This is a genomic window from Xanthomarina gelatinilytica (assembly GCF_000348685.1).
GTDB lineage: Bacteria > Bacteroidota > Bacteroidia > Flavobacteriales > Flavobacteriaceae > Xanthomarina > Xanthomarina gelatinilytica.
The window spans coordinates 520,825-545,539 of the sequence record NZ_ANLA01000004.1; the positions used below are offsets into that span (position 1 = coordinate 520,825).

The window sequence follows — 24,715 nt, forward strand, 5'->3', positions numbered from 1 at the left end:
TATTTAAATCATTAAATCGCACAAATCCGATAAAGCTTCGGTAATTTCGATGTCGTCTGTTAAAGGTTCAACCACTGCTACACGAACGGCCAAACGTTTGCCCAAGCCAGTGTGAATAAGTTTGGCAGCATCCACCAATAAACGTGTGGATACAGTTTCGGTCAAGCCTAATTCTGTAAGGTTTCTAATTTTATTGGCAATAGCCACTAGTTTTTTTGCTGTTGAAGCGTCAATTTGTGTTTCGTTGATTAAAATTTCGGCTTCGTCCTTTTCATTGGGATAGTTAAAGGCTAAAGCTATAAAACGCTGCCTGGTTGAAGGTTTTAATTCCTTAAAACCTTTTTGGTAACCTGGATTAAAAGATGCCACCAACATAAAGTCTGGATGTGCTTTTATGGTTTTACCCAATTTATCGATATAGAGTTCTTTTCTGTGATCTGTGAGGGAATGAATGGCCACAATAACATCTGGTCTGGCTTCTGCAATCTCATCTAGATAGATTACGGCTCCTTCTTTTACAGCTTTGGTAAGAGGGCCATCTATCCATACGGTTTCGGCTCCTTTTATGATATAACGACCAATTAAATCTGTGGAAGACGTTTCTTCATGACAGGAAATGGTAATTAATTCTTTGTTCAATTTATGGGTCATAAAATCCACAAAACGTGTTTTTCCGGTACCAGTTGGCCCTTTTAATAACATGGGAATTTTGTTTGTAAAAGCCTGTTCAAACACTTCAATTTCTTTAGCTATAGGTTTATAGAAAGGTGTTTCAGTGTTTGTATGTTGGGTTTCTGTTTTCAAAATAGTGGGTTTTAAACTAGGTTTTATTAGTGTTTTTTCCATGTTGCTTAATATTTAAAAAGGCCCTTAAGTTTAAGATTTATGAAGTGGGTGATTGTCAGGTATGAGCAAATTTTACTTCAGGATCTGTAAGCAACCAAAAGGACCTTTTCTTGCTATTAATTGTTATAAATCGGATTCTAAGTCTAAAGCTTCATCTGTTGGTTTTCCATGTTTATAAAAATCCCAGATATACATTACTATTCCAGTTGCAAACATGGTAGCACATAAAATTAGTACCACAAAGTGGATGCTAATTTCAGCTTGAACTTCCATAAAGTCCATTTTAAATTTACGTTCTAAATATACTTGTGCCACACCAGCAACGCCAAAGGCCACTGTCATTCCTAGCATGCCAATATTGGAGAGCCAAAATGCTGCTCTACCAACACTGCTATCGTATAGTTTTCTACCTGTCATGTTTGGTAAGGCATAGCTAATAATGGCCAACACAATCATGGCGTAAGCTCCCCAAAAGGCTAGGTGACCATGCATGGCTGTTACCAAGGTACCATGTGTGTATAAATTTGTTTGTGGCAAGGTATGTGCAAACCCTAATAAACCTGCACCTACAAAGGATACGATGGCTGAACCAAGGGTCCAGAACAAAGCTATTTTATTAGGGTGTTTCTTTTCCCCTTTTCTATACATGTTTACTGCAAACAAAGCCATTGCTAAGAAAGCCAAAGGTTCCAATGCAGAGAAAATACCACCCACAATTAACCAAATTTTGTTAACACCAATGTAATAGTAGTGGTGACCAGTTCCAAGAATACCTGATAAGAACGTTAAACCAACAATTACATATAGCCACTTTTCAATCACTTCTCTATCAACACCAGTTAATTTTATCAATAAGAAAGATAAAATACCTCCCATAATCAATTCCCATACGCCTTCAACCCATAAGTGTACAACCCACCATCTGAAAAAGGAGTCTGTTACCTGACTGTCAAAAGGAAGCATACCAGGAATATAAAGTAATGCAGCAAACAGTAATCCCATAGTAAGAACCAAAGCCGTTGTGGTTTTTCGTTTTCCTTTAAAGAGGGTTGCTAAAATGAGACCTAAAAATAAAAGGACATTCACTACTACCAAATAATCCAATTGTCTTGGGATTTCTAAAAACTTTCTTCCTTCCCACCAATTGAAATGGTAACCAATTATTGCAGCTACACCAACAACAGCCAAGGAAATAAGTTGTACATAAGCAAGCTTTACACTTACAAGTTCACGTTGAGCCTCTTCAGGAATAATATAGTAAGCAGCACCCATAAAACCAGACAAGAGCCATACAACCAACAGGTTTGTATGCACAGCTCTTGCTGTGTTAAAAGGAATAAATTCGTGTAAACCATCAAACCCAATACGAGCAAAGCCCATGATGAATCCGTAGGTAATTTGTAAAACGAGTAGTAGCATGGAAAAGGCAAAAAACCAATAGGCTACTTTTTGAGATTTATATTTCATAGTTAGTTAGTTTATTAGTTTTTATCCATTCTGTCTTTTGCCAAAGGAGATACAACAGTATCGAAACCATTTAGGTCTATGCCTTCTATCCATTCAAAGAAAGCTATCAAATCTTCAGCTTCTTCTTTTGAAAATCCGTAGGCAACCATTTGTCTGCCATTAGGATTCCAAGGAATAGGAGACATTAAAACGGCTTTGATGTAGCCTTCGCCTCGACGTTCAATGACTTTGGTTAATTCTGGTGCGTAATAAGCTCCTTCACCTAAAATGGTATGGCAACCCATACAATTGTTTTCTTCCCATAAAACTTTTCCACGAACAACTTGTTCTGTAATACCTTCATGGTTTGTTTGATCCTGCCCTTTGCTAAAAGAGAATATGGTTAATCCTATAAAGATTAAGAATGTCACCACAGTGCCTCCAAGGAAAAAAGCGCGTGCTTGTTTTTTTGATAACATGAGATTTCTAGTTAAGTTAGTTAAAAAGACCTTTTTATCTTTTATACAAAAATATAATGACGCTTAGGTTTAAAACATGACTTTAATCATGTTTAAGAAATTTTTTTTGATCGAAGAGTGAAAAGTAAGGAGGTTTCTTTATTAGTTTTCTCGTTTTACCAGTGCAAAATAATCTCCTTCCAATGGCAAGTAGCCTTGGTCGTATACAAAATAATATACTGTTCCGGCCTTGGTAGTGTAGATACTGGTAAAGTAATTGAAGTCGAATCCTTTTTCTATAAGTTTGGCTCTGGATGTTTTGGTTTTTTGGTCTGGATTTAATTCCTCAAGGATTCTGTAATTTTTTCTTAAACGGTTATTGGTATTTCTAATTAAGTTTTTACTGTCCTTATTTATTCTGTTGTTATAAGAATTTCTACAGGCATCACTACAGAATTTTTTGTCTATTCTGCCTACAATTTTATCGCCACATTCAGGACAAGTTTTCATGTGATACCTATTGATTTTGTATGATTTTCTTATAATACCAAAGACTGTATAGGGCAAATAACAGGAAACCAACGGCTTGAAGGGATTCTCTAACCTCAATGATTCTATTGGCTTCGTCAAGTTGCGAATGGAAACCATAAATGGTTCCGTATAGCGCTAAGTAATTAACTACAAAAAAGGCTCCAATCCACAGTGGAACAATAGGGATTCCTATGTGAGTGATAAACTTTTTAAACTGTACCGAAACAAAGCATGCTACAGGAATAAGCACACAGTATATCATCCAGAAAATGGTGTACAGTCTTCCCATATTTAAAAACAGTTCCATAAAAGATTTTGAAGAACCATCTTTGTTGCTGGCCTGAAATAACCATAAATTATGAAAATTGGTTTCGTTTTGAGCATTCATTTCCATTAAGGATTCTGGAGTGCTCCAACCAAAGATGCGTTGTCCCCAACTAATTTCTTCGCCACAGGAGATTAAAAACAACAAAGCTAACAAGCCATAAAACACATTTCTTTTGGTTTTAATACCAAAAAATAAATTGTCTAGGTTTTTGGATTTAAAAAATAAGTAGGTAAAAATTATAAATGCAAAGAAAAAAGCAATAGCGCTTGTGTTTTCAAACAAGCCGTCTTCCCTTGTTAAATTAAATTGTGTTTCAGGACTGGTATTTACCAAGGCTATGTAGATAATGATAACCGAAATATATAAAGCAAGCTTTTTAAATAATCCCATGTTGGTTTAATTGTTGGTTGATTTAAAAATAAATATACAGATTTTTTTATTACAAAAAGTTAAAGCTAAGTAACAATAGCATAATTTATTAAAGATCAAATTTTAAACTGAAGTTCCTGAAATACTTTGGATTAATTATTTTAAAGCATCTATGGCTTTTTTAAGATGGTCTTCTACTTCTTTGGCAACCTTGCCAAGATTTTTGTTTTCTACAGCTCCCATAGAGGCAATTGGGTTTACTGCTGCTACCTCAATTTGGTTGTTTTTTAATTGTTTCACTATCACATTGCATGGTAAGAAAACACCAATATGTGGTTCGCTCTGTATGGCTTGGTATGCATGCTTTGGACTACAAGCTCCCAATATAATATAGGGATCCAAATTAACATCCAATTTCTTTTTAAGGGTATCTTTAATGTTTATCTCGGTTAAAACTCCAAAACCTTCATCCTTTAAAGCTAATTTTGTTTTTTCTATGGCATCTTCAAAAGAGATGTTGTTTATAATTGCGGAATAATAATAGGACATAATCTTGAATTTTTAGTTAATATTCTAAATTTACAAAATAACGGCCGAAAGTTTATAAAGAGCTTGTTAAAATTATGGTATTGGTATGGTTTACTTTTTCATAAACGGCAACTTTAAAAACATGCGATTTTAAAAAGTGAATCACTGTTGTTAATTTGGACCCCATATTGGGTTCCAAAGATGCATTAAATAAAATGACACCACTTGAAGTTTTAAGGGCTACAACCTGTTTCCAAAAGGGTATTTCCAGAAATTGGTCTGGAACTTGTGTGTCGATAAACAGATCGATAATAATTAAATCGAATGTTTTGTGGGTTGATTTGGTAAACTCTAGCGCATCTTGACAAACAATATGCAGGTTTTCTATTGTGCTAAGTTGAAATTCTTCTTTTGCAATTTCGATAATTACAGGATCAATATCTACAGCTGTTATGGGCTTTTGATGGTTAAAATCTTTTCTAAGGGTTTCAATCACACTGCCACCACCAAGTCCCAGTAACAAAACAGAATTTACTTTTGTAAGATCTACCTTGTCTAAACCAAATTTTAAAATCTGTTGTAAAGAGCCATAGGAATAGTTGGCATTTTTTGAGTTTAAATGCTTTTTCCCGTTGTGCCAGGTTAGTTCTAGTGTGCCATTGATATCCGATTCAATTTTTTTAGTGATTGGATATAAATAACTTAAAATTCTTGCCATTACTTATAAAGGTAAGGATTTTTATGGTACGCTTAACCAAGTACAAACGACTACAAACATTTACAAACGAATTTAAACAGTTAAAAACCGACTAACATTTGCAAGTGGTTGCATCTTTGCCTTGTCGAAACATCAGAACTCGATAGTATTAACTGTTTAACCCGCTTGTCTTCGGGCAGGCATTAAAATTTAAAATTATGAACACGCTTAGAAACAAAGTACAGTTGATTGGAAGATTAGGACAAGACCCTGAAATTATCAATTTTGAAGATGGTAACAAAATGGCCAAATTCTCATTAGCTACAGACGATAGCTACAAAGACAAAAAAGGAGAAAAAGTAGAACGCACTTACTGGCACAACATTATCGTAAAAGGTGGATTGGTGAAAGTTGTTGAAAACTATATAACCAAAGGAAAAGAAATTGCCGTAGAAGGCAAATTAACAAACCGTTCTTGGGAAGATAAAGACGGTAAAAAACATTACACAACCGAAATCTTATGCAATGAGTTGTTAATGTTGAGTAAATAGTATGTAGCGCATCTTTTTACGAGCGACCTGTATCATTCAGGTCGCTTTTTTTGTTTTTATTAGTTGTTTTTCAAAAAAGGTTACACGAATACCAAAGAGTAAAATAAAGCCACCAAGAACCATTTGCAATGAAATGGCTTCATCTATAAACAACCACGCTAAAATAGAAGCCAAAATGCCTTGCCCCAACAAACTTACAGAAACTCGAGTTGCTCTCATATGCTGTGTTGCATAGCTAATAAGCAACCAGGCTAAAAGTTGACAAACCACTGCCTGAATTACCAAAACCAACCAACCAGCATTTGAAAAACCAGTAAATGGTTCGTTTATGGCATAACTTACCACACCTAAATAAATTGAGGAAGACAACAAGCTTATGGTCATAAACGAGATTACTGTCATGCTCTTTAAAACCTCTTTGCTTACCAACATATATATGGCATATAAAACTCCAGAAAGAACCCCAAAAATAAAGGCTAAATCAAAATCCAGATTTTTAAACACTGCAAAACCAACCAACATAATCATTCCAAAAACAGCTATAACAGTACCAATCCAAAAATTGGTTTTAGGCTTATCTTTTAAAAAGAACAACGAAAATACACCTACCCAAACAGGAGATAAATTTGTTAACAGGGAAGCTTGTGTTGCAGTAGATTCCTGAATGGCAATGTTCCAAACAGCCACATCACTTCCAAAGATCACACCACAAATAACGGCTAGAAGTCCAGCTTTTAAATTGGGTATTTGTAGCTGTTTGCTTATTAACACATAAGGCAATATCAACAGTAGGGAAAACAACATTCTGTAGAATGCCGAAATCACACCTGGAGTTAGGTTTAATTTTACCAAAATAGGGAATATGGAAATACAAAATATTCCAACAACCAATGCGATTCTTGCCTTTTTCATAAAACAACTATTTAGCTTCTTAAAATGAAGCGGCAAAAGTACACAACCTTTACGGTTTTAACTAAGACTAAATTAGCAAGATATGGTTAAATATTATCCAGTTTTTATGATTGCAATTGTAATTGAATGCGTTTTCTGGGCACATCCACTTCCAGAACTTTTACTATAACTTGTTGATGTAAACCAACATGTTCGTTTACATCGCTCACAAAACCATCTGATAAATTAGACACGTGAATCAAGCCACTTTCTTTAATGCCAATATCCACAAAAGCTCCAAAATTGGTAATGTTGTTTACAATGCCAGGAAGCAGTTGTCCTTTTTGTAAATCGGTTATGGATTTAATGTTTTGATTAAACGTGAACACCTTGGCTTGTTCCCTAATATCCAGACCTGGTTTTTCCAGTTCTTTAAGAATGTCCTGAAGTGTGGGCAAGCCTACGGTATCCGTAACATATTTTTTTAAATCTATTTTTTCAAGCAGGTCTTTATTTCCAATCAAGTCTGAAACTTTTTTGTTTAAATCCGTAGCCATTTTTTCAACAATGGCATAACTTTCTGGATGTACTGCAGAATCGTCCAAGGGATTTTTGGCCTCTTTAATCCTTAAAAAAGCAGCCCCTTGTTCAAAGGCTTTATCACCTAAACGTGGTACTTTTTTAATCTCTTTTCTGGATTTAAAAACACCATGTTCTGCTCGATAATTAAAAATGTTTTCTGCAAGTTTTGGTCCAATTCCAGAAACATAGCTCAATAAACTGGTACTTGCCGTATTGATGTTTACACCAACAGCATTCACACAATTTTCAACGACATTATCTAATTCTTTTTGAAGTTTCGTTTGGTCTACATCATGCTGGTATTGTCCAACTCCAATGGATTTGGCATCAATTTTTACCAGTTCGGCAAGAGGGTCTTGCAAACGCCTTCCTATGGAAACCGAACCACGAACGGTTACATCGTAATTTGGGAATTCGTCCCGAGCAATTTTGGAGGCCGAATAAATACTGGCTCCAGCCTCACTAACCACAAAAACCTGAATATCATTTTTAAACCGAATTTTCCTAATAAGGGCTTCGGTTTCCCTGGAAGCTGTTCCATTGCCAATGGCAATGGCTTCAATTTGATAGGCTTCAGAAAGGGAACTTATTTTTTTCATGGCTCCAATGGCATCGTTTTTTGGTGGATGTGGATAAATGGTTTCGTTGTGTTTTAAATTCCCTTGGGCATCCAAACACACAATTTTGCAACCTGTTCTAAAACCAGGATCGATGGCCAACACACGTTTTTCTCCCAAGGGCGAACCTAATAACAACTGTTTTAGGTTTTTTGCAAATACATCAATGGCAGCTTCGTCTGCTTTTTCTTTGGCTTTTTGAAGTGCTTCATTAGATAAAGATGGGAACAACAGGCGCTTATAGGCATCTTGAATAGCAATCTGTATTTGTTCTGAACAGGCATTCCTAGACCGAATGATGCGTGCTTCAATTTTAGCCAAAGCTCTTTCATCATCTATGTTTATTTTTACTTTAATGAAGCCTTCTTTTTCAGCTCTTAATATAGCTAGTAATCTGTGTGAAGGAATTCGGCTTAACGCTTCTTCCCAATCAAAATAATCCCTGAATTTTTGAGCCTCATCTTCTTCAGCTTTCTTTTTTACGGCTTTTGTGGCAATGGTTGCAAAGCGTTCCAATTGATAACGTATGTTGTTTCTAACATCAGTACGTTCGTTAATCCACTCGGCAATAATATGTCTGGCACCTTCCAGAGCCTCCTCGGCAGAAGCAACTTCCCCTTTTACATATTTAAAAGCAATGGAGTCAATATCGGAAGCATTTTGGCTCATAATAATTTTAGCCAAAGGCTCCAAGCCAATTTTTCTAGCGGTTTCAGCTTTTGTTTTTCTGCTTTTTTTGAAGGGCAGGTAAAGGTCTTCCAGCGTAATTAAATCCTGGGCTTCTTTTATTTTTTGTTTAAGCTCTTCTGTTAAAACAGCTTGATCCTCTAAAGATTTCAAGATGGCTTCCTTACGTTTTTCAAGGGCTTCAAATTGTTCTTTATATTTTAGAATGTCACCAATTTGAATTTCATCCAAATTACCTGTGCGTTCTTTTCTATAGCGTGAAATAAAAGGAATGGTGCCACCTTCATTTAATAATGCAATGGTATTTTTTACCGAAACTTCTGGAAGTTGGGTTTGGGATATTATATAGGAAATCATAGGTCAATTTTGAAAGTTGAAAAGTAATAAAAAAACCTCGTAGTACATAGTCTACGAGGTTTTTCGTATATAGTGACGTAATGGACTTATTCCACAGCTTCAAAAACTGCCAAAGGCGCCATTTTAGCCTTGTTCAATGTCATGGTATTTCCGTTAAGCGAAAAGTTGTCTGCTTTGTTCAGGACCTCTTTAAATTGATCTTCAACTGTCATGTCTGGACAAGCCTTCATGGTTGTTGCTATTTTGGAAAGTTTCAATTGTGTGTTGTTCTCAATGGTATAGGTGCCATTAAAGGTGTTGCATCCAGCATGACCAAACACTCTATTTTCTTCAGTCGCAAAAGAAATAAAAGCCTCACTGTTGGTAATGTCTTTTCCCATAAGTTTCATCAATTTCCATTTGGTGTCTGTAAAGGCAATCTCGTTATCATTGGAATTATTTTGTTTTTTCAAAACGTAAAAATCGGCTAATTCGCCAGTTACTTTATTTCCAGATCTATCCAGTTGTGTCAAGGTGTTTTCACCTACAAAATACATGGTACCATTATCGTCTGATAATTGTATTTTTTGACCATCGTCCAACCATTTAATATAGCCACGACTATCAAAAACACCATCTTTTTTGCCTAGGTAATTGTCTTTGGCAACAAAGGTTTGGTCTTTTTTAATGGTAATGGTTCTTTCAATCCCTTCACAATCGGCACATGGTAAGGTCCCTTTGTATGTGCCTTCCCAATCCAAGGAACTTTCGCTTGTATGTGAATCGATTACCATTTCTTCTTCAAGAAGGTTTTCTGAGGATGTTTCAGGATTCTTTTTTTCGTTGTTATTGCAACTGGTAAAAAGAATAAGCGCTAAGGCTGTTAATTCTAATAATCTAAATTTCATTTGTATATTTATTAATTGTTTGCTTGGTTTTTAGCTTCTTCTATCATTTTTTCACTAGGTAAAATGGCCACATTTACACGTCTGTTTTTGGCTCTGCCTTCTGCAGTGGAATTGTCGTGCATAGGTTGTGTTTCCCCAAACCAATTGGTTGTAAACCTACCACTGTTCAATCCTGTGCCAATTAGGTAATTGGTAACGGCATAGGCCCTATTTTTAGAGAGTGTCATATTATAAGATTCTGCACCAACACTGTCTGTATGGCCAACAACCAAAATATTGGTATCTGGATATTCTTTGAACACGTTTGCCAATTTATTTAAGGTTTCTTGAGAGGCACTATTAATGTTGTATTTGTCTGTTGCAAAATACACACCACTATTTTCGTCAAAGGTAACCACAATACCATCATCTACACGTTCTACTTGTGCTCCAGGGATTTCTTCCTCAATTTTTTGGGCTTGCTTGTCCATTTTATTACCAATAAGCACACCAGCTCCACCACCTACAACGCCACCAATAACAGCACCTAATTCGCCATTACCACCTTTACCAACATTGTTGCCAATTATGGCACCCAATATGGCTCCACCAGTTGCACCAATTACAGCACCTTTTTGCTTGTTGTTTGCGTTGTCTACAGCTTTGCAATTTGTAAAGCTAATTAGTGTTAAGCCTATTAGAGTGGCTATTTTTAATTTATTTATAAGTAAGTTCATGATTTTAAAGTTTTGTAAAGTTCATAAATATGGTAAATGGCTTATTGTTTACAGAAACGGTTTGTTGCCATTGCATGTTGGTTTCGGATAAGGCATTGAGTCTTAACCTAAACCCTTGATTGGTTTCCGATTTGCCTTTTTTGTTTGTTGGCTTTAGAAGGAAGTCGTACAAACCTGTGGTTTCATCAATTTCTTGAATGGTAAACACAAAATAGCGTTCTCCCAGTTCACAGGAAGAATCGTTTATACTGTAAACACCTGTGTTGTTATTTGGAATAAACTGCCAAGTACTACCTTCAAAACAGGACTTGGAAGCATCGTCCAAAAGGGTTACGTTATAGGTTCCCGATTCACTGTATGTTATGGAGGTTAATGTCCAGTTTCCTTTAATGACTTTTTTGGAATCCCTAACGGTTTTTGAGGTTCCACAAGAGATTAAGCATAAAGCAAATAAAAAAATGAGTGCATGTTTCATCTTTAATGATTGTTTTTATATGTGTATCAAATGTAGGCAATAAACCCTTTCAAGATTGATGCAAAAAATTAAAATTATAATTCATTTACGTGCGTGACTATCTTATTTACGGAAGAATTTTCCTATGAGATGTTTTTGTTATTGATTTTCAGAAAACCTTAACATCTTTTAAATAAGGTATAAATGTATGGTCGTTCGCCACCAAAGGGGTTTATAAAGGTATGATTGAATGAATCTATAAGTTGAAAGTCTGCTCCAAGACTATTTTGAAGCATCTCCACATTGTAGCGTTTTAAATCCAAACCACAGCATTTTGGGGCACCAACCAAGGAAAAAACGGCAATAAGCACATAGCCATTTTTAGAAACTATGTTTTTAATAAGGTTGAAATAAGCCCTTTGTTCTTCTTCTTTTAGAAAAAAATGAAGCACAGCTCGATCAACCCATACATCTATAGGTTCTAGATTTTGTAATAAAGTGGGATTGGTTAAATCGTCGGCTATGCAGTTTAGGGTATAACCATGGGATTTTAGGATTCTGTCTTTTAGTTTTTTAAGGGCAACAGGGCTTAAATCGTTTGCAATAAGATTTGTATAGCCTTTATCTAAAAGTGCCTCTATTAAGGTAGTGGTTCCAACACCTACATTTAAAATTTTGGCATCGGTTTCAAGCTTGCAGGACTCAATAAGCTGCATGGTTTGTGCTGGGTTTTCTTCAAACCAACCAAGCTTCTGGTCTTCCTTGTTATAAGCTGTATTCCAATGCGATTGTAAATCTTTAGGGTTGTTCATCTCTGTTTAATAAAACTATTAAAATTTAAAAAAATTGTAAGCCTGTGAAGTTCTGTCGAAACCACCCCAAATAAAATGGTTTTTATATTTAAAAATAGTTTGGGCTTCTAACGTATTTAATTTTTTGTTTGCTTTAAAAGCATGTATTTTATCAAATCCATTTTTAGGTATTTCTCCTTGAACATGATTAAAATTTTCGTCCAATAAACTCAAAACCCTTATAGATTTACTATTGGTATAAGAGTCAAACATGGACATAATAATAGCTCCAGTAATACCACCTAGAACGCCTCCAGTTATCATGCTCAAATTGCTTGGTCTGGGCTCGTAACTTCCCAAGGTAACCACATAATTGTTATTGTTTTTATATGCTGAAATTGCCATTTTAGAATGAATAACCTTTCTAATGAATTGAGATGTTTTCTCCAATTCCCTATAACCATCAAAATCACCACCTTCCAGAATAATGGGAGAATTTTTAAAATGAATAGAATCATCCTCAGAAATTACATATTCCTTTATTATGGTATTATTTGTTAGGTCTATAAAGTTTATGACCAATTTTTCATTTGAAATATACGAGTCAATAAGTACTTCATCTATTAAAAAACTGCTATGTGTATTTGCAGAATTGTTTTTGGAAAAATGTACATTTTCAATTTTATTAAAACCAGATACTTCATTTTTTAGGTCTAGGCTAATAACATAGGTGTGCTTATCAGTGAGGTTTATTGTTAAAATGATAGTGTCTTGTGTTGAAAAAATTTTCGTGCTGGCCACGGCTTGGTCTAAAGAACAGGGTAAATTATTGTCAATAAATTCAAAAGCATTGGTTTTGTGTACAATAAATAAAAAGGAATATAGATTGTAGGTTATTCCATTGTCTCTTTCAAAGGTTTTGTCTGAAAAATCATAGGAACTTTCTTTAAATGTTCCATTCAAATTAAAAGTGTACAGTTTAAGAGTGGACGATTTCTTTTTAATTGTTAGCAAATGAAGTCCTAGCTCATTTTTTACAAATTGAATGGGGTTTTCGCCTTTTAAATCTATTGCCACATCATCAATAAGTTGACTGGTTCCTAAATTGAAATCAACTTTAACACAACTTATTTTTTTCATGGATGCATTTGCAAAAAACAAGGTATATTGAAATCCTTCAAACACATAACCTACTAAATCTTCAGAGGGCAAATTGTTAAAAGAAAAAGTATGCAATAATTGTTTTTCATTATTATAAAGCTCAGCAATGAAACCTTTTTTTATTTTATAAAATATAGCAAATTCACCAGTTTTGGAATTGACAATAGGTGTTGCTTCTTTTATGGTTTCGTTTTCAAAAAGTCTGTTGGTTGAATATAACCAATCTTCTTGGGCAGTAGCCAAACATGAAACAAAAGCATACAAGCAAAAAAAAAAAGGCTCTCATATTAACTTATATGCAATCCGTTATTCACTTTGGCATCATCAGGATTTACGAACACCAATTTGCCATCAGCAGTCTCTGTCATTAAAATCATGCCTTGACTTTCCACACCACGTAAGGCTCTTGGTGCCAAATTAACCAAAACCGTAACTTTTTTTCCAACTACTTCTTCTGGAGTGAAACTTTCGGCAATTCCGGACACAATGGTCCTTACATCAATGCCTGTATCTACTTTTAAAACCAAAAGTTTTTTGGCTTTGGGCATTTTTTCAGCTTCCAAGATGGTTCCAACCCTTAGGTCCAGCTTGGTGAAATCTTCAAATGAAATGGTTTCTTTTTGAGGTTCTACGGCTTTGTTCGCAGCTTCATTGGCTTTTTTGGTCGCCAATAATTTGTCTATTTGTGCCTGAACGGTTTCGTCTTCAATTTTTGAGAACAACAATTCGGCTTTTCCTATTTGATGTCCAACAGGTAGTAGAGTGTCTTTTAATGATATGTCATTCCAACTTAAAGTGTCTTTGCGAGACTTATTTTTTTGAGCCGTGGCAATCTCTTTGTTTGATGAGATAACCACATCGCTTTGCTCCTCGTTATGACATAATCTTAAAATATCTTTTAATTTGTTTGAAGTAAATGGTAAAAAAGGCTCGCTTAATGTAGCTAAAGCCGAAGCTATTTGTAAGGCGACAAACATAATGGTTCGTGTTCTGGCTTCATTTTCTTTAATTACTTTCCAAGGTTCTTCGTCTGCTAAATATTTATTTCCAAGTCTGGCTAAATTCATTAGCTCCTGACCGGCTTCACGAAACCTGTAACGCTCAATGGAGCTTGCAATAACAGCAGGATAGGCTTTTACTGTCGCAAGGGTTTCTTCGTCTATTTGCGAAAATTCACTTGGTTCGGGAACAAGGCCGTTGTAATACTTGTTGGTCAACACCACCACACGGTTGATAAAGTTTCCAAAAATGGCTACCAACTCGTTGTTGTTTCTTGCCTGAAAATCTTTCCAGGTAAAATCGTTATCCTTTGTTTCTGGAGCATTGGCTGTTAAAGCATATCGCAATACGTCCTGCTGATTTGGAAAATCTTCTAAATATTCTGGCAACCAAACAGCCCAATTTTTAGAGGTTGACAATTTGTTGCCTTCTAAATTCAAAAATTCGTTTGCAGGTACATTATCTGGTAAAATATAACTTCCTTCAGCTTTTAGCATGGCAGGAAATATAATACAGTGAAACACAATATTGTCCTTGCCTATAAAATGAACCAATTTGGTGTCTTTATCTTTCCAGTAAGGCTCCCAGTCTTTTCCTTCGCGTGCTGCCCACTCTTTGGTTGCGGAAATATAACCAATAGGCGCATCAAACCAAACATAAAGCACTTTGCCTTCGGCATCTGGAAGAGGCACGGGAATTCCCCAGTCTAAATCCCTAGTTACAGCTCTTGGACGCAAACCATCGTCAATCCAAGATTTTACTTGTCCGTAAACATTGGGTTTCCAGTCTTTTTTGTGTCCTTTTAAAATCCATTCCCTTAAAAAGGCTTCGTGTTTATCTAGAGGTAAAAACCAGTGTTTGGTTTGTTTTAAAGTTGGTACATTGCCAGTAATGGCAGACTTCGGGTTGATTAAATCCGTGGCATTATGACTGGTTCCACATTTTTCACATTGATCGCCATAACTTTCTTCGTTGCCACATTTTGGGCAGGTTCCAATTACAAATCTATCGGCTAAAAACTGGTTGGCTTCCTCATCGTACAATTGTTCTGTAACCTCTTCAATAAACTCGCCTTTGTTGTAAAGTGTTGTAAAAAATCCTGAAGCTGTCTCGTGATGAATTTTTGCCGATGTTCTGGAATAATTGTCCAAAGAAATCCCAAAATCCTCGAACGATTTTTTTATAATGGCATGATATTTATCTACAATATCCTGAGGGGAAACCCCTTCTTTCTTTGCTTTAATGGTAATGGGAACGCCATGTTCGTCGCTTCCACAAATAAAAGCCACATCGTTTCCTGTTAATCTTAAATAGCGTGCGTAAATATCTGCAGGCACATAAACACCTGCCAGATGACCAATATGAATTGGGCCATTTGTGTAAGGTAAAGCAGCTGTTATGGTATACCTGCTTGCCGACGAGGCAGGTTTTTTTGGTTGATTCATATATTTTGAATTATGTCATGTTAAACACAGTCTCTAAAATGACAAAAAATTGTTTTTTTAAGATTACAAAAGTACACATTTTAAAAGCGATTTATAAAAAAAATGTACATTTACCATATGATAAAAAACACATGCCTATTATGTTTGTTCTGTTTGGTTTTTTTCTTTGGAAAAACAACACTTTCAGCTCAAGAAGCACTAACTTATAAAACTCAAGTTTTGATACAACCTCCATATTTAAAAGCTGGCGATACAGTTGCTATTGTTGCTCCTTCAGGAATTTTAAAGAACAGATTGGGTGAAGTCCAACAAGCAACAGATTTACTAAAAAGTTGGGGCTTGAACGTAGTGGTTGGGAAGCATGTTTTTAATCAAAACAATCATTTTGCAGGAACGGATGCTGAAAGGTACGAAGATTTTCAGCAAGCGATGGACGACCCAACCATAAGTGCCATTTGGTGTGCTCGAGGAGGTTATGGAACCGTTAGGATTTTAGATAAATTAAACTTTTCAAAATTTAGGGAAAACCCTAAATGGCTTATAGGTTACAGCGATATTACTGCCTTGCACAATCAATTTCACAACGAAGGGTTTGAAAGCATCCATGCCTTAATGTGTACCAGTTTGACCAAGAATTTAAAAGATATGAAAGATTCTATTTCAACTTTTAAGAAAGCCATTTTTGGAGAACCAATAAGTTATACGCTTAAGGGTTCCGATTATAATAGAACTGGAACGGTTACAGCTCCTTTGGTTGGTGGAAATTTAACCATGTTGCATACTATGTTAGGTTCTAAAACGAGTATCGATACTAGTGGAAAAATTTTGTTTATTGAAGAAATAGGAGAGTATAAATATCATATAGACAGGATGTTACAAAGTTTAAAACGAGCAGGTTATTTTGATAATTGTGCAGGTGTTTTGGTTGGCGATATGAGCAAATTGAGAAAAAATACAACCCTTTGGGGAACGTCCATTGAACAGCTTATCTTAGATGCCCTTGCAGAATATAATTTTCCGATTGCCTTTAACATGCCAGCTGGACACGAAACTGATAATCGTGCCATGATTTTAGGGAGAACCATTGAAATGACCGTTGAGAAGGATAATACAACGGTTGTTTTTGAGCCATAATATTATCGTCCCATCCTGAAGGATGAAGCCTGTAAGTTGTTATTAAAACAATTTTTTCTGAAAGAAAAAAAATAAAATAGCGCCAAAAAAATAAAGAAACACATCAATTAAATCTCCTGTATATCGCGTATGGAGTTGTGGCATAAGCCATTCAAAATAAAAGGCATAATATGCTGTCATTAATAAGATAATACCCAAAGGTACATAAATGCTTTCCGTTTTTTTTATAAAACGTAGTATTGCCAAACTTAAACCTAGCACAATAGGCATGCATAATAAATCATTTACATAAAAATACACCCAATTAGGAAGAGGTAATGAGAACTTGCTTGCCAAATAAATTAAAAAAGCAAAAAAGCAAAGAATTAAAAAGATATGATTTTTTAAGATTTTCATGCTGCAATGGCTGAAACTAGCCAAGCTATAAACATCCCAATTGCCATAAAAACTAGCCAAATAGAACGGATAATTTTAGCTCCAATTCTAACTATTAGAAAACGATGATTTATATATTTTTCAAAAAAAGCTGGTTTCTTCTCTTTTAAAGCTTCTTGTTTCAAGCGCTCCTCTTTTTCCTTTTTTAAAACGAGTTCCCGTCTTATTTTATAGGATAAAACAGTCCCACAATGCTCACAATAATCTCTGTTGGTATTGTAAATCCCACAATTTGGACATTTAATGGTAGCCATGTTCAGCGCTTTTGATGAAAACACAAAAGTACTACTTATTGTACGATTTACTTTTTAATTTGAAATTTACATTTACTTATTGTTAAATGAGTGAGAGATGGTTATCTTTAGCAAGAGACTGATAAAATGGTTTAATTAACGGAAAGCAATTTCTGATTCAAGGGAACTGGAATGGCATATCACAACGAACTTGGCGAATGGGGAGAACAATTGGCAACAGAATACCTGTTAAAAAAAGGCTATGAAATTCTGGAGCGTAATTACTTTTACGACAAAGCCGAAGTAGATATAATTGCCAAAACACCAACAGGCGATTGTATTGCATGTGTAGAGGTGAAAACCAGAAACTCTGATGTGTTTGGCGATCCTCATAGCTTTGTAAGCAAAGGAAAAATTAAGCTTCTTGTTAAAGCAATGGACGCCTATCTTGTTGAAAATGATATTCCTCTTGAAACACGTTTTGATATAATTGCCATTATAAAAAACAAATCCACAGAAGAGCTTACACATTATGAAAATGCATTTTACCACTTTTAACTCTCACACTTTTTATTGGCAAAGAAGAATGTGAAAACTTTATCAAATAAATACGAACCTCATAAATTAGTTGACAATAGGCCTTAAAACTGCCAGAGCCTGTTTTACGGTCTTAATGTTTTCGAAAGTAAGCAACAAACGCAAACCGTTTCTGGTTTGTTTTTCTTTCATTTTACAAGCTCCAGGATGCGATTGGATGTATTGTAAAATTTTTGTGAAACCATTGCTTTGATAAAAACCACTTTTTTGATCGGTTATAAAATAACCAATGAGTTTGCCTTGTTTCATCACTACTTTTTCAAGACCCATTTTAGTGGCAAGCCATTTTACCCGAACACTGTTGAACAAATCCACTACTTGGGTTGGTAATTCACCAAAACGATCTATGATTTCAGTCTCGAATTTTTGAAGTTCCTCTTCGGTTTTTAGGTTGTTAAGTTGTGTGTAAAGGTTTAAACGTTCAGAAATATTGTTCACATAATCGTCTGGAAAAAGCATCTCAATATCAGAGTCGATGGTTACATCTTTTACATATTCTTTTTCTTTGCCATCGTCTTTATATAAGTCTTTAAACTCATTTTCCTTCAATTCCTCAATGGCTTCATTCAATATTTTTTGATACGTGTCAAAACCAATATCATTAATAAACCCACTTTGTTCGCCACCCAATAAATCTCCTGCACCACGAATTTCCAAATCCTTCATGGCAATATTAAAACCACTGCCAAGTTCTGAAAATTGTTCCAATGCTGTCATTCGTTTTCTGGCATCTTCGGTCATGGCTGCATATTCTGGTGTAATAAAGTAGCAAAAAGCTTTTTTATTGCTTCGTCCCACACGTCCACGCATTTGGTGTAAATCGCTTAAACCAAAATTATTGGCATTGTTAATAAAAATGGTGTTGGCATTTGGCACATCCAAACCGCTTTCCACAATAGTGGTACTAATTAAAACATCAAATTCGCCATTTATAAAAGCGAGCATCAATTGTTCCAATTTTTTACCTTCCATTTGTCCATGGCCAATCCCAATTTTGGCATCTGGTACCAAACGTTGAACCATTCCTGCCACTTCCTTGATGTTCTCTATGCGATTGTGGATAAAGAAAATTTGTCCACCACGTTGTATTTCGTAAGTAATGGCGTCCCTTATGGTTTCTTCGTTAAAACGTATTACATGACTCTCTATAGGATAACGGTTTGGTGGAGGTGTTGTGATAACCGATAAATCCCTAGCTGCCATTAAACTAAACTGAAGGGTTCTAGGGATTGGCGTTGCTGTTAAGGTAAGCACATCCACCTGTTCTTTAAGGGTTTTTAATTTGTCTTTTACAGCCACTCCAAATTTTTGTTCCTCATCAACTATCAATAAGCCCAGATCCTTAAACTTTACATTTTTATTTACTAACTGATGGGTTCCAATAATAATGTCCACTTGACCATTTTCCAACTGTTCCAAGGTTTCCCGTTTTTCTTTGGCAGTTCTAAAACGGTTTAAATAATCCACTGTTACAGGAAAATCCTTTAAACGTTCTTTAAAGGTTCTGGAATGTTGATAGGCCAAAATGGTTGTAGGTACCAAAACAGCAACTTGCTTCCCGTTGTCAACGGCTTTAAAAGCAGCACGAATGGCGACTTCTGTTTTGCCAAAACCAACATCGCCACAAACCAATCGGTCCATGGGTCTTTCACTTTCCATATCAGCCTTTATGTCTGCAGTGGCAGTAATTTGGTCTGGCGTGTCTTCGTAGATAAACGAAGATTCCAATTCCAGTTGCATGTGACTGTCTGGATGGTATTGGTATCCTTTTTCCAATTTTCTTTTGGCATAAACCTGAATTAGGTTAAAAGCAATTTCCTTGACTCTGGATTTGGTTTTTTGCTTGAGGTTTTTCCAGGCAGCAGACCCTAATTTGTAAATTTTTGGAGGTTTGCCATCCTTACCATTGAATTTTGTGATTTTATGTAGCGAATGAATACTTAAATACAAGATGTCCCGTTCGCCATAAACCAATTTTATCGCTTCTTGTTTTTTTCCTTCAACATCTATTTTTTGCAAACCACCAAACCTGCCAATTCCATGGTCTATATGTGTGACATAATCGCCAATCTCCAGGTTTGTAAGTTCTTTTAGGGTAATGGCTTGCTTTTTGGCATAGCCATTTTTTAGGTGAAATTTATGATAACGCTCAAAAATTTGGTGGTCTGTATAACAAGCTATTTTATAATCCTTGTCTATAAAACCTTGGTAAAGGGAAAGTACAATGGTTTTGTAATGTACCTGTTCCTCCAAATCTTCAAAAATATCATGAAAACGTTTGGCCTGCTGCTCGCTAACACAAGCTATGTAGTTGGTATAACCATTCTCGTGATTGGTGTTGAGGTTTTCAATTAATAAGTTGAACTGTTTGTTAAAGGATGGTTGTGGAGAGGTGTTAAATTGAACGGTTTGCGACTCTTCGTGTGGCTTGTCTTGAGCGAAGTCGAAAGGCCCTGAATGACCAAACACAGCTTGTGACCCAAATTCCACTAAGGTAAAATCCAATAACTGCTTTTTTAATAATGTTGAATTGCAAAACAATTCGTCAGGCTCTGCATGTTTTAATTCCGATGATAGATTTTTAAAGGCTTCTACGGCTTTTTCAAAAAAATCGTCTATTCTAGAAAACAAGATATCGCTGTTTTTGGTAAAAATGACCGTTTTGGAAGCGATATAATTTAAAAAACCTTGTCTGCTTTCTTCCAAAAGTTTGTTGGCAACATTTGGAATGATGTTAATTTTCTTGATTTGTTCTGTAGATAGCTGTGTTTCCACATCAAAAGTTCGAATACTATCCACATCGTCTCCAAAAAACTCAATTCTATAAGGCTCGTCGTGACTAAAAGAAAAGACATCCACGATACCACCACGAACCGAAAATTCTCCTGGTTCGGTTACAAAATCCACACGTTTGAATTTGTATTCAAACAGGACTTCGTTTACAAAGTCTATGGACAACTTATCGTTGATCGAAATTTTTAGCGTATTTCGTTCCAACTCTTTCCTTGTCACAACTTTTTCAAAAAGTGCATCTGGATATGTAACAATAATAGCTGGTTTTTTTCGGGAATTTATTCGGTTCAAAACTTCAGCCCTTAAAAGTACATTGGCATTGTCTGTTTCTTCTATTTGGTAAGGTCTTCTGTAACTTCCAGGATAAAAAAGCACGTCTTTATCGTTCAGTAATACCTCCAAATCGTTGAGGTAAAAAGCAGCTTCTTCTTTATCGTTAAAAACAAGCAGAAAAGGTTTGTTTGCTTGCTTGAATGTTTCAGTTAAAACAAAGGACAACGATGAACCTACAAGGCCTTTTAAATGTGTTTTACTTTGATTTTGGGCAATAGCAGATTGCAGATTTTGCGTTTGCAAAGCCTGTGCATATGTTTGCGAGAGAACAGTTTTACTCAAGACAATTTATTTTAATGAATCCAAGATTCTTAGCAGTGCAAATATAAAGTTTCCTATTTAATATGACCGGAATTTATTTCTTGAATGCCATGTTGGTTTGTAGAGTTAAAAAAAGCAATGTTTATATTTTAAAAGGTAGTATCTTTGATTATATTTGCAGCACTTTAAAAAACAAGATTATATGTCATTTTTAGATTTATTTGATAGCGGATTTAAACAACGTAACGCAGACCACTTTGCAGCTATAGTTAGAGTGGCTATGGACGATGGAATTATTACAGATGATGAGAAAGCGTTTTTAGACCGTTTGGCTCGTAATTTGGATATTAGTGAAGACGAGTATAAAACCATCTTAAAAGACTACCAGTCTCACCCAATTAACCCTCCTACATCTTACGAAAGACGTTTGGAGCGTTTATACGATTTGGCAAGAATGGTTTATGTAGATCACATTAAAGGGGACAGCGAAGAGATTGTTCTTAAAAAAATAGCAGTTGGTTTGGGCTTTAGTCCAGACAACGTAAAGTATGTTGTGGACAAAGCATTGACTTTGGTAAGCAATGGTGTGGATTTAGATACTTTTTCTGAAGAAATAAGAAACATGAATAGATAACAACATCTATTTTAAGATAAAAAAAAGCGAATGGAACCTGTAGTGCCATTCGCTTTTTTTATGCAATATGTAAAAGGTTTATTTGGCGTTTCTCATAAACTCTTCGGCTTTTTCCACCATGTTTTTACTGCCACAGAAAAAAGGAACACGTTGGTGCAATTCGGTTGGTTTTATATCCATAATTCTATTAAAACCATCGCTGGCTTTGCCTTTGGCTTGTTCGGCCAAAAAAGCCATTGGGTTACATTCGTAAAGCAAGCGTAGTTTTCCATTGGAATTTTTGGAGCTTTTTGGGTACAGATAAATACCACCTTTAATCATGTTTCTATGAAAATCTGATACCAAGGACCCAATGTATCTGCTGGTATAAGGTCTGTCGCCTTCTTCCATTTGGCAATACTTAATGTAATCTTTAACACCTTGAGGGAAATGAATATAATTTCCTTCGTTTACTGAATAAATTCTGCCATTTTCAGGAAAGGTCATTCTTGGATGCGATAAATAGAAGGTGCCAATGGCAGGATTGAGCGTAAAACCATTCACACCATCTCCAGTGGTATAAACCAACATGGTTGAAGTGCCATAAACCACATATCCAGCAGCAACCTGTTTGTTGCCTTCCTGAAGAAAATCCTCGATGGTTACTGGAGTTCCAACTGGAGTTACACGTCTGTATACGGAAAAGATAGTTCCAACAGAGACATTGACATCAATGTTTGAAGAGCCATCCAAAGGATCTATTAAAACAATATATTTGTTTTGGTTGTTTTCGTCTTGACTATTAATGGTAATAAAATCATCTTCTTCTTCACTGGCTATACCACAAACAATATTTCTGTTTTTTAAAGTTTGAATAAACTTCTCATTGGCATACACGTCTAGTTTTTGTTGGTCTTCCCCTTGTATGTTTGTGTCTCCAGCAGCACCAATAATATCTACCAGTCCAGCTTTGTTCACTTCGTGGTTAACTACCTTGGCTGCTAAACGAATGGAGTTGATAAGTCGAGACAATTCTCCAGAAGTATATTTAAAAGAGGCTTGATTTTCAATAATAAATTCTCCTAAAGTTTGATTTTTTCTAGACATGAAGTTTTAGTATGTTGATTGTATTGCAAATATCGTATTTTTTAACAAACTATAACGTTTTCAAAAAAGATAAATATGAGATAATAAGCAACTTTAAACTATCTTTATCCCAAATTTTTTTTATGAAAATCTCTATTCGTAAAGCGAAAAAAGAAGATATGGCTGCTGTTCTTAAATTAATTAAGGAATTGGCAGTGTTTGAGAAGGAACCAGATGCTGTGGAAATTTCTGTTGCAGATTTACAGCGTGATGGTTTTAAGGAACAACCAGAATTTGAATGTTTTGTTGCAGAAGTAGCTGAAAAAATTCAAGGAATCGCTTTGGTTTACAAACGTTATTCCACCTGGAAAGGCCCTGTGTTGCATTTGGAAGATTTAATTGTGAGCCAGAACATGAGAGGTCATAATATTGGAACCTTGTTGTTAAATGAAGTCGTAAGATATGGCAACCAGTTAGGGGTAAAACGTATAAGTTGGGAGGTATTGGACTGGAATGAACCAGCCATTGCATTTTATGAAAAGAAAGGAGCCAACGTGATGCGGGATTGGGATGTGGTGCACTTAAACGAAAAAGGAATTAAAGCATATTTATCAAAATTGTAATGCAAGTATTTAAATTTGGAGGAGCATCGGTTAAAGATGCCAAAGGCGTAAAAAACTTAGTAAATGTTTTAAATAAAACTGGATATAAAAATACCTTGGTGGTAGTTTCTGCCATGGGAAAAACCACCAATGCCTTGGAAAAGGTTATTGCCAATTACTTTGATAACAAAGGCGAACTTCAAAGTTCACTTCAAGAGGTTATAAAATTTCACAATGGTATTTTATTGGACCTGTTTGACAATGAGCAACACGCTGTATATAAAAAAATAACAGCTTTATTTAATGAGCTAACAGCTTTTATGGACAGAAATAAATCGCCAGATTATAATTTTGTTTACGATCAGGTCATTGGTTTTGGAGAATTGGTTTCCACAACCATTGTTAGTGAGTATTTAAACGACGTGGGCTTGAAAAACCAGTGGTTGGATGTTAGGGACTTTATAAAAACAGACAATTATTATAGAAGTGCCCATGTAGATTGGGAAGCATCTCAAGAGCGTATTGCAACGCAATTTAACAGAACCCAGTTAAACATCACTCAAGGGTTTTTAGGTAGTGATGCCAACAATTTTACAACTACTTTAGGACGAGAAGGTAGTGACTATACAGCTGCTATTTTTGCCTACTGCTTAAATGCCCAAAGCGTGACTATTTGGAAAGATGTTCCAGGTGTTTTAAATGCCGATCCAAGGTATTTTGAAAATGCCCAGTTGTTAAACAAAATATCGTATAGAGAAGCCATAGAGTTGGCTTTTTATGGGGCTTCCGTAATTCATCCCAAAACCTTGCAGCCTTTGCAACGAAAAGAAATTCCTTTGTTTGTAAAATCGTTTTTACAACCAGAAAACAAAGGCACCATGGTTAGTAAGGAAGCAGGACTGGATCCACAGATTCCATGTTTTATCGTAAAGAAAAACCAGGTGCTGATTTCCTTGTCTTCTTTGGATTTCTCATACATAGTGGAGGATAATATCAGCGAGATTTTCAAATTGTTGCACTTATATAAAATGAAGGTGGACGTGATTCAAAATTCTGCCATCAGTTTTTCGGTATGTGTGGACAATATGTATAAAAACCTGGAAAAGTTATTACAACACTTAAAAGCAAAGTTTAAAGTAACCTGTACGGAAAACGTATCCTTATACACCATAAGGCATTATAATGAACTAGCTATAAAACAGTTGGAAAAAGATAAGGAAGTGTTACTGAAACAATTAACGCACGAAACCATGCAAATAGTTACTAAATAAACATTTTCATTACATT

24 protein-coding genes are annotated in these 24,715 nt (G+C 35.4%); 6 read left to right on the forward strand and 18 right to left on the reverse strand.

All coding sequences use genetic code 11. From position 1 onward, the window contains the following. Positions 1 to 3 precede the first annotated feature (3 nt). From D778_RS03005 to D778_RS03035, 7 genes are all read right to left on the reverse strand, one after another. Positions 4 to 846 carry a CbbQ/NirQ/NorQ/GpvN family protein gene (locus D778_RS03005; RefSeq protein WP_007647536.1) on the reverse strand — a complete coding sequence of 281 codons (843 nt, stop codon included), beginning with the start codon at positions 844 to 846 and terminating at the stop codon, positions 4 to 6. Positions 847 to 969: 123 nt separating this feature from the next. Further along, a complete protein-coding gene (locus tag D778_RS03010; RefSeq protein ID WP_007647543.1) occupies positions 970 to 2,313 on the reverse strand; it encodes a cbb3-type cytochrome c oxidase subunit I in 1,344 nt (447 codons plus the stop codon). 14 nt (positions 2,314 to 2,327) lie between these two features. Next, positions 2,328 to 2,771: a c-type cytochrome gene (locus tag D778_RS03015; RefSeq protein WP_007647547.1), complete on the reverse strand. Its 444-nt coding sequence runs from the start codon at positions 2,769 to 2,771 to the stop codon at positions 2,328 to 2,330. Positions 2,772 to 2,912: 141 nt separating this feature from the next. Continuing rightward, positions 2,913 to 3,260: a hypothetical protein gene (locus D778_RS03020; RefSeq protein WP_007647548.1), complete on the reverse strand. Its 348-nt coding sequence runs from the start codon at positions 3,258 to 3,260 to the stop codon at positions 2,913 to 2,915. 7 nt (positions 3,261 to 3,267) lie between these two features. Next, positions 3,268 to 3,999 (reverse strand): hypothetical protein, encoded by a 732-nt coding sequence (locus D778_RS14100; protein WP_007647549.1) that lies wholly within the window; start codon positions 3,997 to 3,999, stop codon positions 3,268 to 3,270. A 135-nt stretch (positions 4,000 to 4,134) separates the two neighbouring features. Then, complete coding sequence (locus D778_RS03030) at positions 4,135 to 4,527, reverse strand: DUF302 domain-containing protein (RefSeq protein WP_007647550.1); 393 nt, start codon at positions 4,525 to 4,527, stop codon at positions 4,135 to 4,137. A 52-nt stretch (positions 4,528 to 4,579) separates the two neighbouring features. Then, complete coding sequence (locus tag D778_RS03035; protein ID WP_007647552.1) at positions 4,580 to 5,224, reverse strand: spermidine synthase; 645 nt, start codon at positions 5,222 to 5,224, stop codon at positions 4,580 to 4,582. Between the two features lie 197 nt (positions 5,225 to 5,421). Here D778_RS03035 and D778_RS03040 point away from each other — a divergent pair, with 197 nt between their 5' ends. Next, positions 5,422 to 5,754: a single-stranded DNA-binding protein gene (locus D778_RS03040; protein ID WP_040491294.1), complete on the forward strand. Its 333-nt coding sequence runs from the start codon at positions 5,422 to 5,424 to the stop codon at positions 5,752 to 5,754. Positions 5,755 to 5,790: 36 nt separating this feature from the next. Here D778_RS03040 and D778_RS03045 read toward each other — a convergent pair whose 3' ends face one another. From D778_RS03045 to metG, 8 genes are all read right to left on the reverse strand, one after another. Beyond that, positions 5,791 to 6,666: a DMT family transporter gene (locus D778_RS03045; protein WP_007647556.1), complete on the reverse strand. Its 876-nt coding sequence runs from the start codon at positions 6,664 to 6,666 to the stop codon at positions 5,791 to 5,793. 104 nt (positions 6,667 to 6,770) lie between these two features. Continuing rightward, the gene (locus D778_RS03050; RefSeq protein WP_007647562.1) at positions 6,771 to 8,888 is read right to left on the reverse strand and encodes a Tex family protein; all 2,118 of its coding nucleotides are present in this window, start codon (positions 8,886 to 8,888) and stop codon (positions 6,771 to 6,773) included. A gap of 86 nt (positions 8,889 to 8,974) precedes the next feature. Next, complete coding sequence (locus tag D778_RS03055) at positions 8,975 to 9,775, reverse strand: copper resistance protein NlpE N-terminal domain-containing protein (RefSeq protein ID WP_007647564.1); 801 nt, start codon at positions 9,773 to 9,775, stop codon at positions 8,975 to 8,977. Positions 9,776 to 9,786: 11 nt separating this feature from the next. Continuing rightward, positions 9,787 to 10,491 (reverse strand): YiaD family glycine zipper/OmpA-like lipoprotein, encoded by a 705-nt coding sequence (locus tag D778_RS03060; protein ID WP_007647566.1) that lies wholly within the window; start codon positions 10,489 to 10,491, stop codon positions 9,787 to 9,789. A gap of 4 nt (positions 10,492 to 10,495) precedes the next feature. Further along, positions 10,496 to 10,966: a lipocalin family protein gene (locus D778_RS03065; RefSeq protein WP_007647568.1), complete on the reverse strand. Its 471-nt coding sequence runs from the start codon at positions 10,964 to 10,966 to the stop codon at positions 10,496 to 10,498. Positions 10,967 to 11,124: 158 nt separating this feature from the next. Then, on the reverse strand, positions 11,125 to 11,757 hold the full coding sequence (locus D778_RS03070) for a class I SAM-dependent methyltransferase (RefSeq protein WP_007647570.1): 633 nt from the start codon (positions 11,755 to 11,757) through the stop codon (positions 11,125 to 11,127). Positions 11,758 to 11,775: 18 nt separating this feature from the next. Next, entirely contained in the window at positions 11,776 to 13,140 is a 1,365-nt protein-coding gene (locus tag D778_RS03075; RefSeq protein ID WP_007647572.1) for a hypothetical protein, read from the reverse strand. A 44-nt stretch (positions 13,141 to 13,184) separates the two neighbouring features. After that, positions 13,185 to 15,341: a methionine--tRNA ligase gene (gene metG, locus D778_RS03080; protein ID WP_007647573.1), complete on the reverse strand. Its 2,157-nt coding sequence runs from the start codon at positions 15,339 to 15,341 to the stop codon at positions 13,185 to 13,187. Between the two features lie 117 nt (positions 15,342 to 15,458). On the opposite strand from metG, the gene D778_RS03085 reads away from it, so the two are divergent. Beyond that, positions 15,459 to 16,475: a S66 peptidase family protein gene (locus D778_RS03085; RefSeq protein ID WP_007647575.1), complete on the forward strand. Its 1,017-nt coding sequence runs from the start codon at positions 15,459 to 15,461 to the stop codon at positions 16,473 to 16,475. 392 nt (positions 16,476 to 16,867) lie between these two features. Here D778_RS03085 and D778_RS03095 read toward each other — a convergent pair whose 3' ends face one another. Next, complete coding sequence (locus tag D778_RS03095) at positions 16,868 to 17,164, reverse strand: TFIIB-type zinc ribbon-containing protein (RefSeq protein ID WP_007647581.1); 297 nt, start codon at positions 17,162 to 17,164, stop codon at positions 16,868 to 16,870. Between the two features lie 171 nt (positions 17,165 to 17,335). On the opposite strand from D778_RS03095, the gene D778_RS03100 reads away from it, so the two are divergent. After that, on the forward strand, positions 17,336 to 17,701 hold the full coding sequence (locus D778_RS03100; protein WP_007647582.1) for a YraN family protein: 366 nt from the start codon (positions 17,336 to 17,338) through the stop codon (positions 17,699 to 17,701). A gap of 66 nt (positions 17,702 to 17,767) precedes the next feature. Here the strand turns inward: D778_RS03100 and mfd are convergent, their stop codons facing one another. Continuing rightward, entirely contained in the window at positions 17,768 to 21,148 is a 3,381-nt protein-coding gene (gene mfd / locus D778_RS03105; protein ID WP_007647583.1) for a transcription-repair coupling factor, read from the reverse strand. A gap of 181 nt (positions 21,149 to 21,329) precedes the next feature. On the opposite strand from mfd, the gene D778_RS03110 reads away from it, so the two are divergent. Then, positions 21,330 to 21,761, forward strand: a complete 432-nt coding sequence (locus D778_RS03110) for a tellurite resistance TerB family protein (protein ID WP_007647585.1) — start codon at positions 21,330 to 21,332, stop codon at positions 21,759 to 21,761. A 78-nt stretch (positions 21,762 to 21,839) separates the two neighbouring features. Here D778_RS03110 and fbp read toward each other — a convergent pair whose 3' ends face one another. After that, a complete protein-coding gene (fbp, locus tag D778_RS03115) occupies positions 21,840 to 22,847 on the reverse strand; it encodes a class 1 fructose-bisphosphatase (RefSeq protein ID WP_007647586.1) in 1,008 nt (335 codons plus the stop codon). 122 nt (positions 22,848 to 22,969) lie between these two features. Here fbp and D778_RS03120 point away from each other — a divergent pair, with 122 nt between their 5' ends. Together D778_RS03120 and D778_RS03125 are read left to right on the forward strand one after the other, a co-directional pair. Further along, complete coding sequence (locus tag D778_RS03120; protein WP_007647595.1) at positions 22,970 to 23,449, forward strand: GNAT family N-acetyltransferase; 480 nt, start codon at positions 22,970 to 22,972, stop codon at positions 23,447 to 23,449. Then, a complete protein-coding gene (locus D778_RS03125; protein WP_007647601.1) occupies positions 23,449 to 24,699 on the forward strand; it encodes an aspartate kinase in 1,251 nt (416 codons plus the stop codon). Before D778_RS03120 ends, D778_RS03125 begins: the two co-directional genes overlap by 1 nt. Positions 24,700 to 24,715: the final 16 nt, after the last annotated feature.

Bases quoted from the DNA above. Each gene is read 5' to 3' on its own strand.
- D778_RS03065 (WP_007647568.1), bottom strand. From the start codon at position 10,966: ATGAAACATGCACTCATTTTTTTATTTGCTTTATGCTTAATCTCTTGT.
- D778_RS03005 (WP_007647536.1), bottom strand. From the start codon at position 846: ATGGAAAAAACACTAATAAAACCTAGTTTAAAACCCACTATTTTGAAA.
- D778_RS03060 (WP_007647566.1), bottom strand. From the start codon at position 10,491: ATGAACTTACTTATAAATAAATTAAAAATAGCCACTCTAATAGGCTTA.
- D778_RS03095 (WP_007647581.1), bottom strand. From the start codon at position 17,164: ATGGCTACCATTAAATGTCCAAATTGTGGGATTTACAATACCAACAGA.
- D778_RS03010 (WP_007647543.1), bottom strand. From the start codon at position 2,313: ATGAAATATAAATCTCAAAAAGTAGCCTATTGGTTTTTTGCCTTTTCC.
- D778_RS03070 (WP_007647570.1), bottom strand. From the start codon at position 11,757: ATGAACAACCCTAAAGATTTACAATCGCATTGGAATACAGCTTATAAC.
- metG (WP_007647573.1), bottom strand. From the start codon at position 15,341: ATGAATCAACCAAAAAAACCTGCCTCGTCGGCAAGCAGGTATACCATA.
- D778_RS03110 (WP_007647585.1), top strand. From the start codon at position 21,330: ATGTCATTTTTAGATTTATTTGATAGCGGATTTAAACAACGTAACGCA.
- D778_RS03125 (WP_007647601.1), top strand. From the start codon at position 23,449: ATGCAAGTATTTAAATTTGGAGGAGCATCGGTTAAAGATGCCAAAGGC.
- D778_RS03040 (WP_040491294.1), top strand. From the start codon at position 5,422: ATGAACACGCTTAGAAACAAAGTACAGTTGATTGGAAGATTAGGACAA.
- D778_RS03030 (WP_007647550.1), bottom strand. From the start codon at position 4,527: ATGTCCTATTATTATTCCGCAATTATAAACAACATCTCTTTTGAAGAT.
- D778_RS03035 (WP_007647552.1), bottom strand. From the start codon at position 5,224: ATGGCAAGAATTTTAAGTTATTTATATCCAATCACTAAAAAAATTGAA.
- D778_RS03015 (WP_007647547.1), bottom strand. From the start codon at position 2,771: ATGTTATCAAAAAAACAAGCACGCGCTTTTTTCCTTGGAGGCACTGTG.
- D778_RS03020 (WP_007647548.1), bottom strand. From the start codon at position 3,260: ATGAAAACTTGTCCTGAATGTGGCGATAAAATTGTAGGCAGAATAGAC.
- D778_RS14100 (WP_007647549.1), bottom strand. From the start codon at position 3,999: ATGGGATTATTTAAAAAGCTTGCTTTATATATTTCGGTTATCATTATC.
- D778_RS03100 (WP_007647582.1), top strand. From the start codon at position 17,336: ATGGCATATCACAACGAACTTGGCGAATGGGGAGAACAATTGGCAACA.
- fbp (WP_007647586.1), bottom strand. From the start codon at position 22,847: ATGTCTAGAAAAAATCAAACTTTAGGAGAATTTATTATTGAAAATCAA.
- D778_RS03055 (WP_007647564.1), bottom strand. From the start codon at position 9,775: ATGAAATTTAGATTATTAGAATTAACAGCCTTAGCGCTTATTCTTTTT.
- D778_RS03120 (WP_007647595.1), top strand. From the start codon at position 22,970: ATGAAAATCTCTATTCGTAAAGCGAAAAAAGAAGATATGGCTGCTGTT.
- D778_RS03045 (WP_007647556.1), bottom strand. From the start codon at position 6,666: ATGAAAAAGGCAAGAATCGCATTGGTTGTTGGAATATTTTGTATTTCC.
- D778_RS03085 (WP_007647575.1), top strand. From the start codon at position 15,459: ATGATAAAAAACACATGCCTATTATGTTTGTTCTGTTTGGTTTTTTTC.
- D778_RS03050 (WP_007647562.1), bottom strand. From the start codon at position 8,888: ATGATTTCCTATATAATATCCCAAACCCAACTTCCAGAAGTTTCGGTA.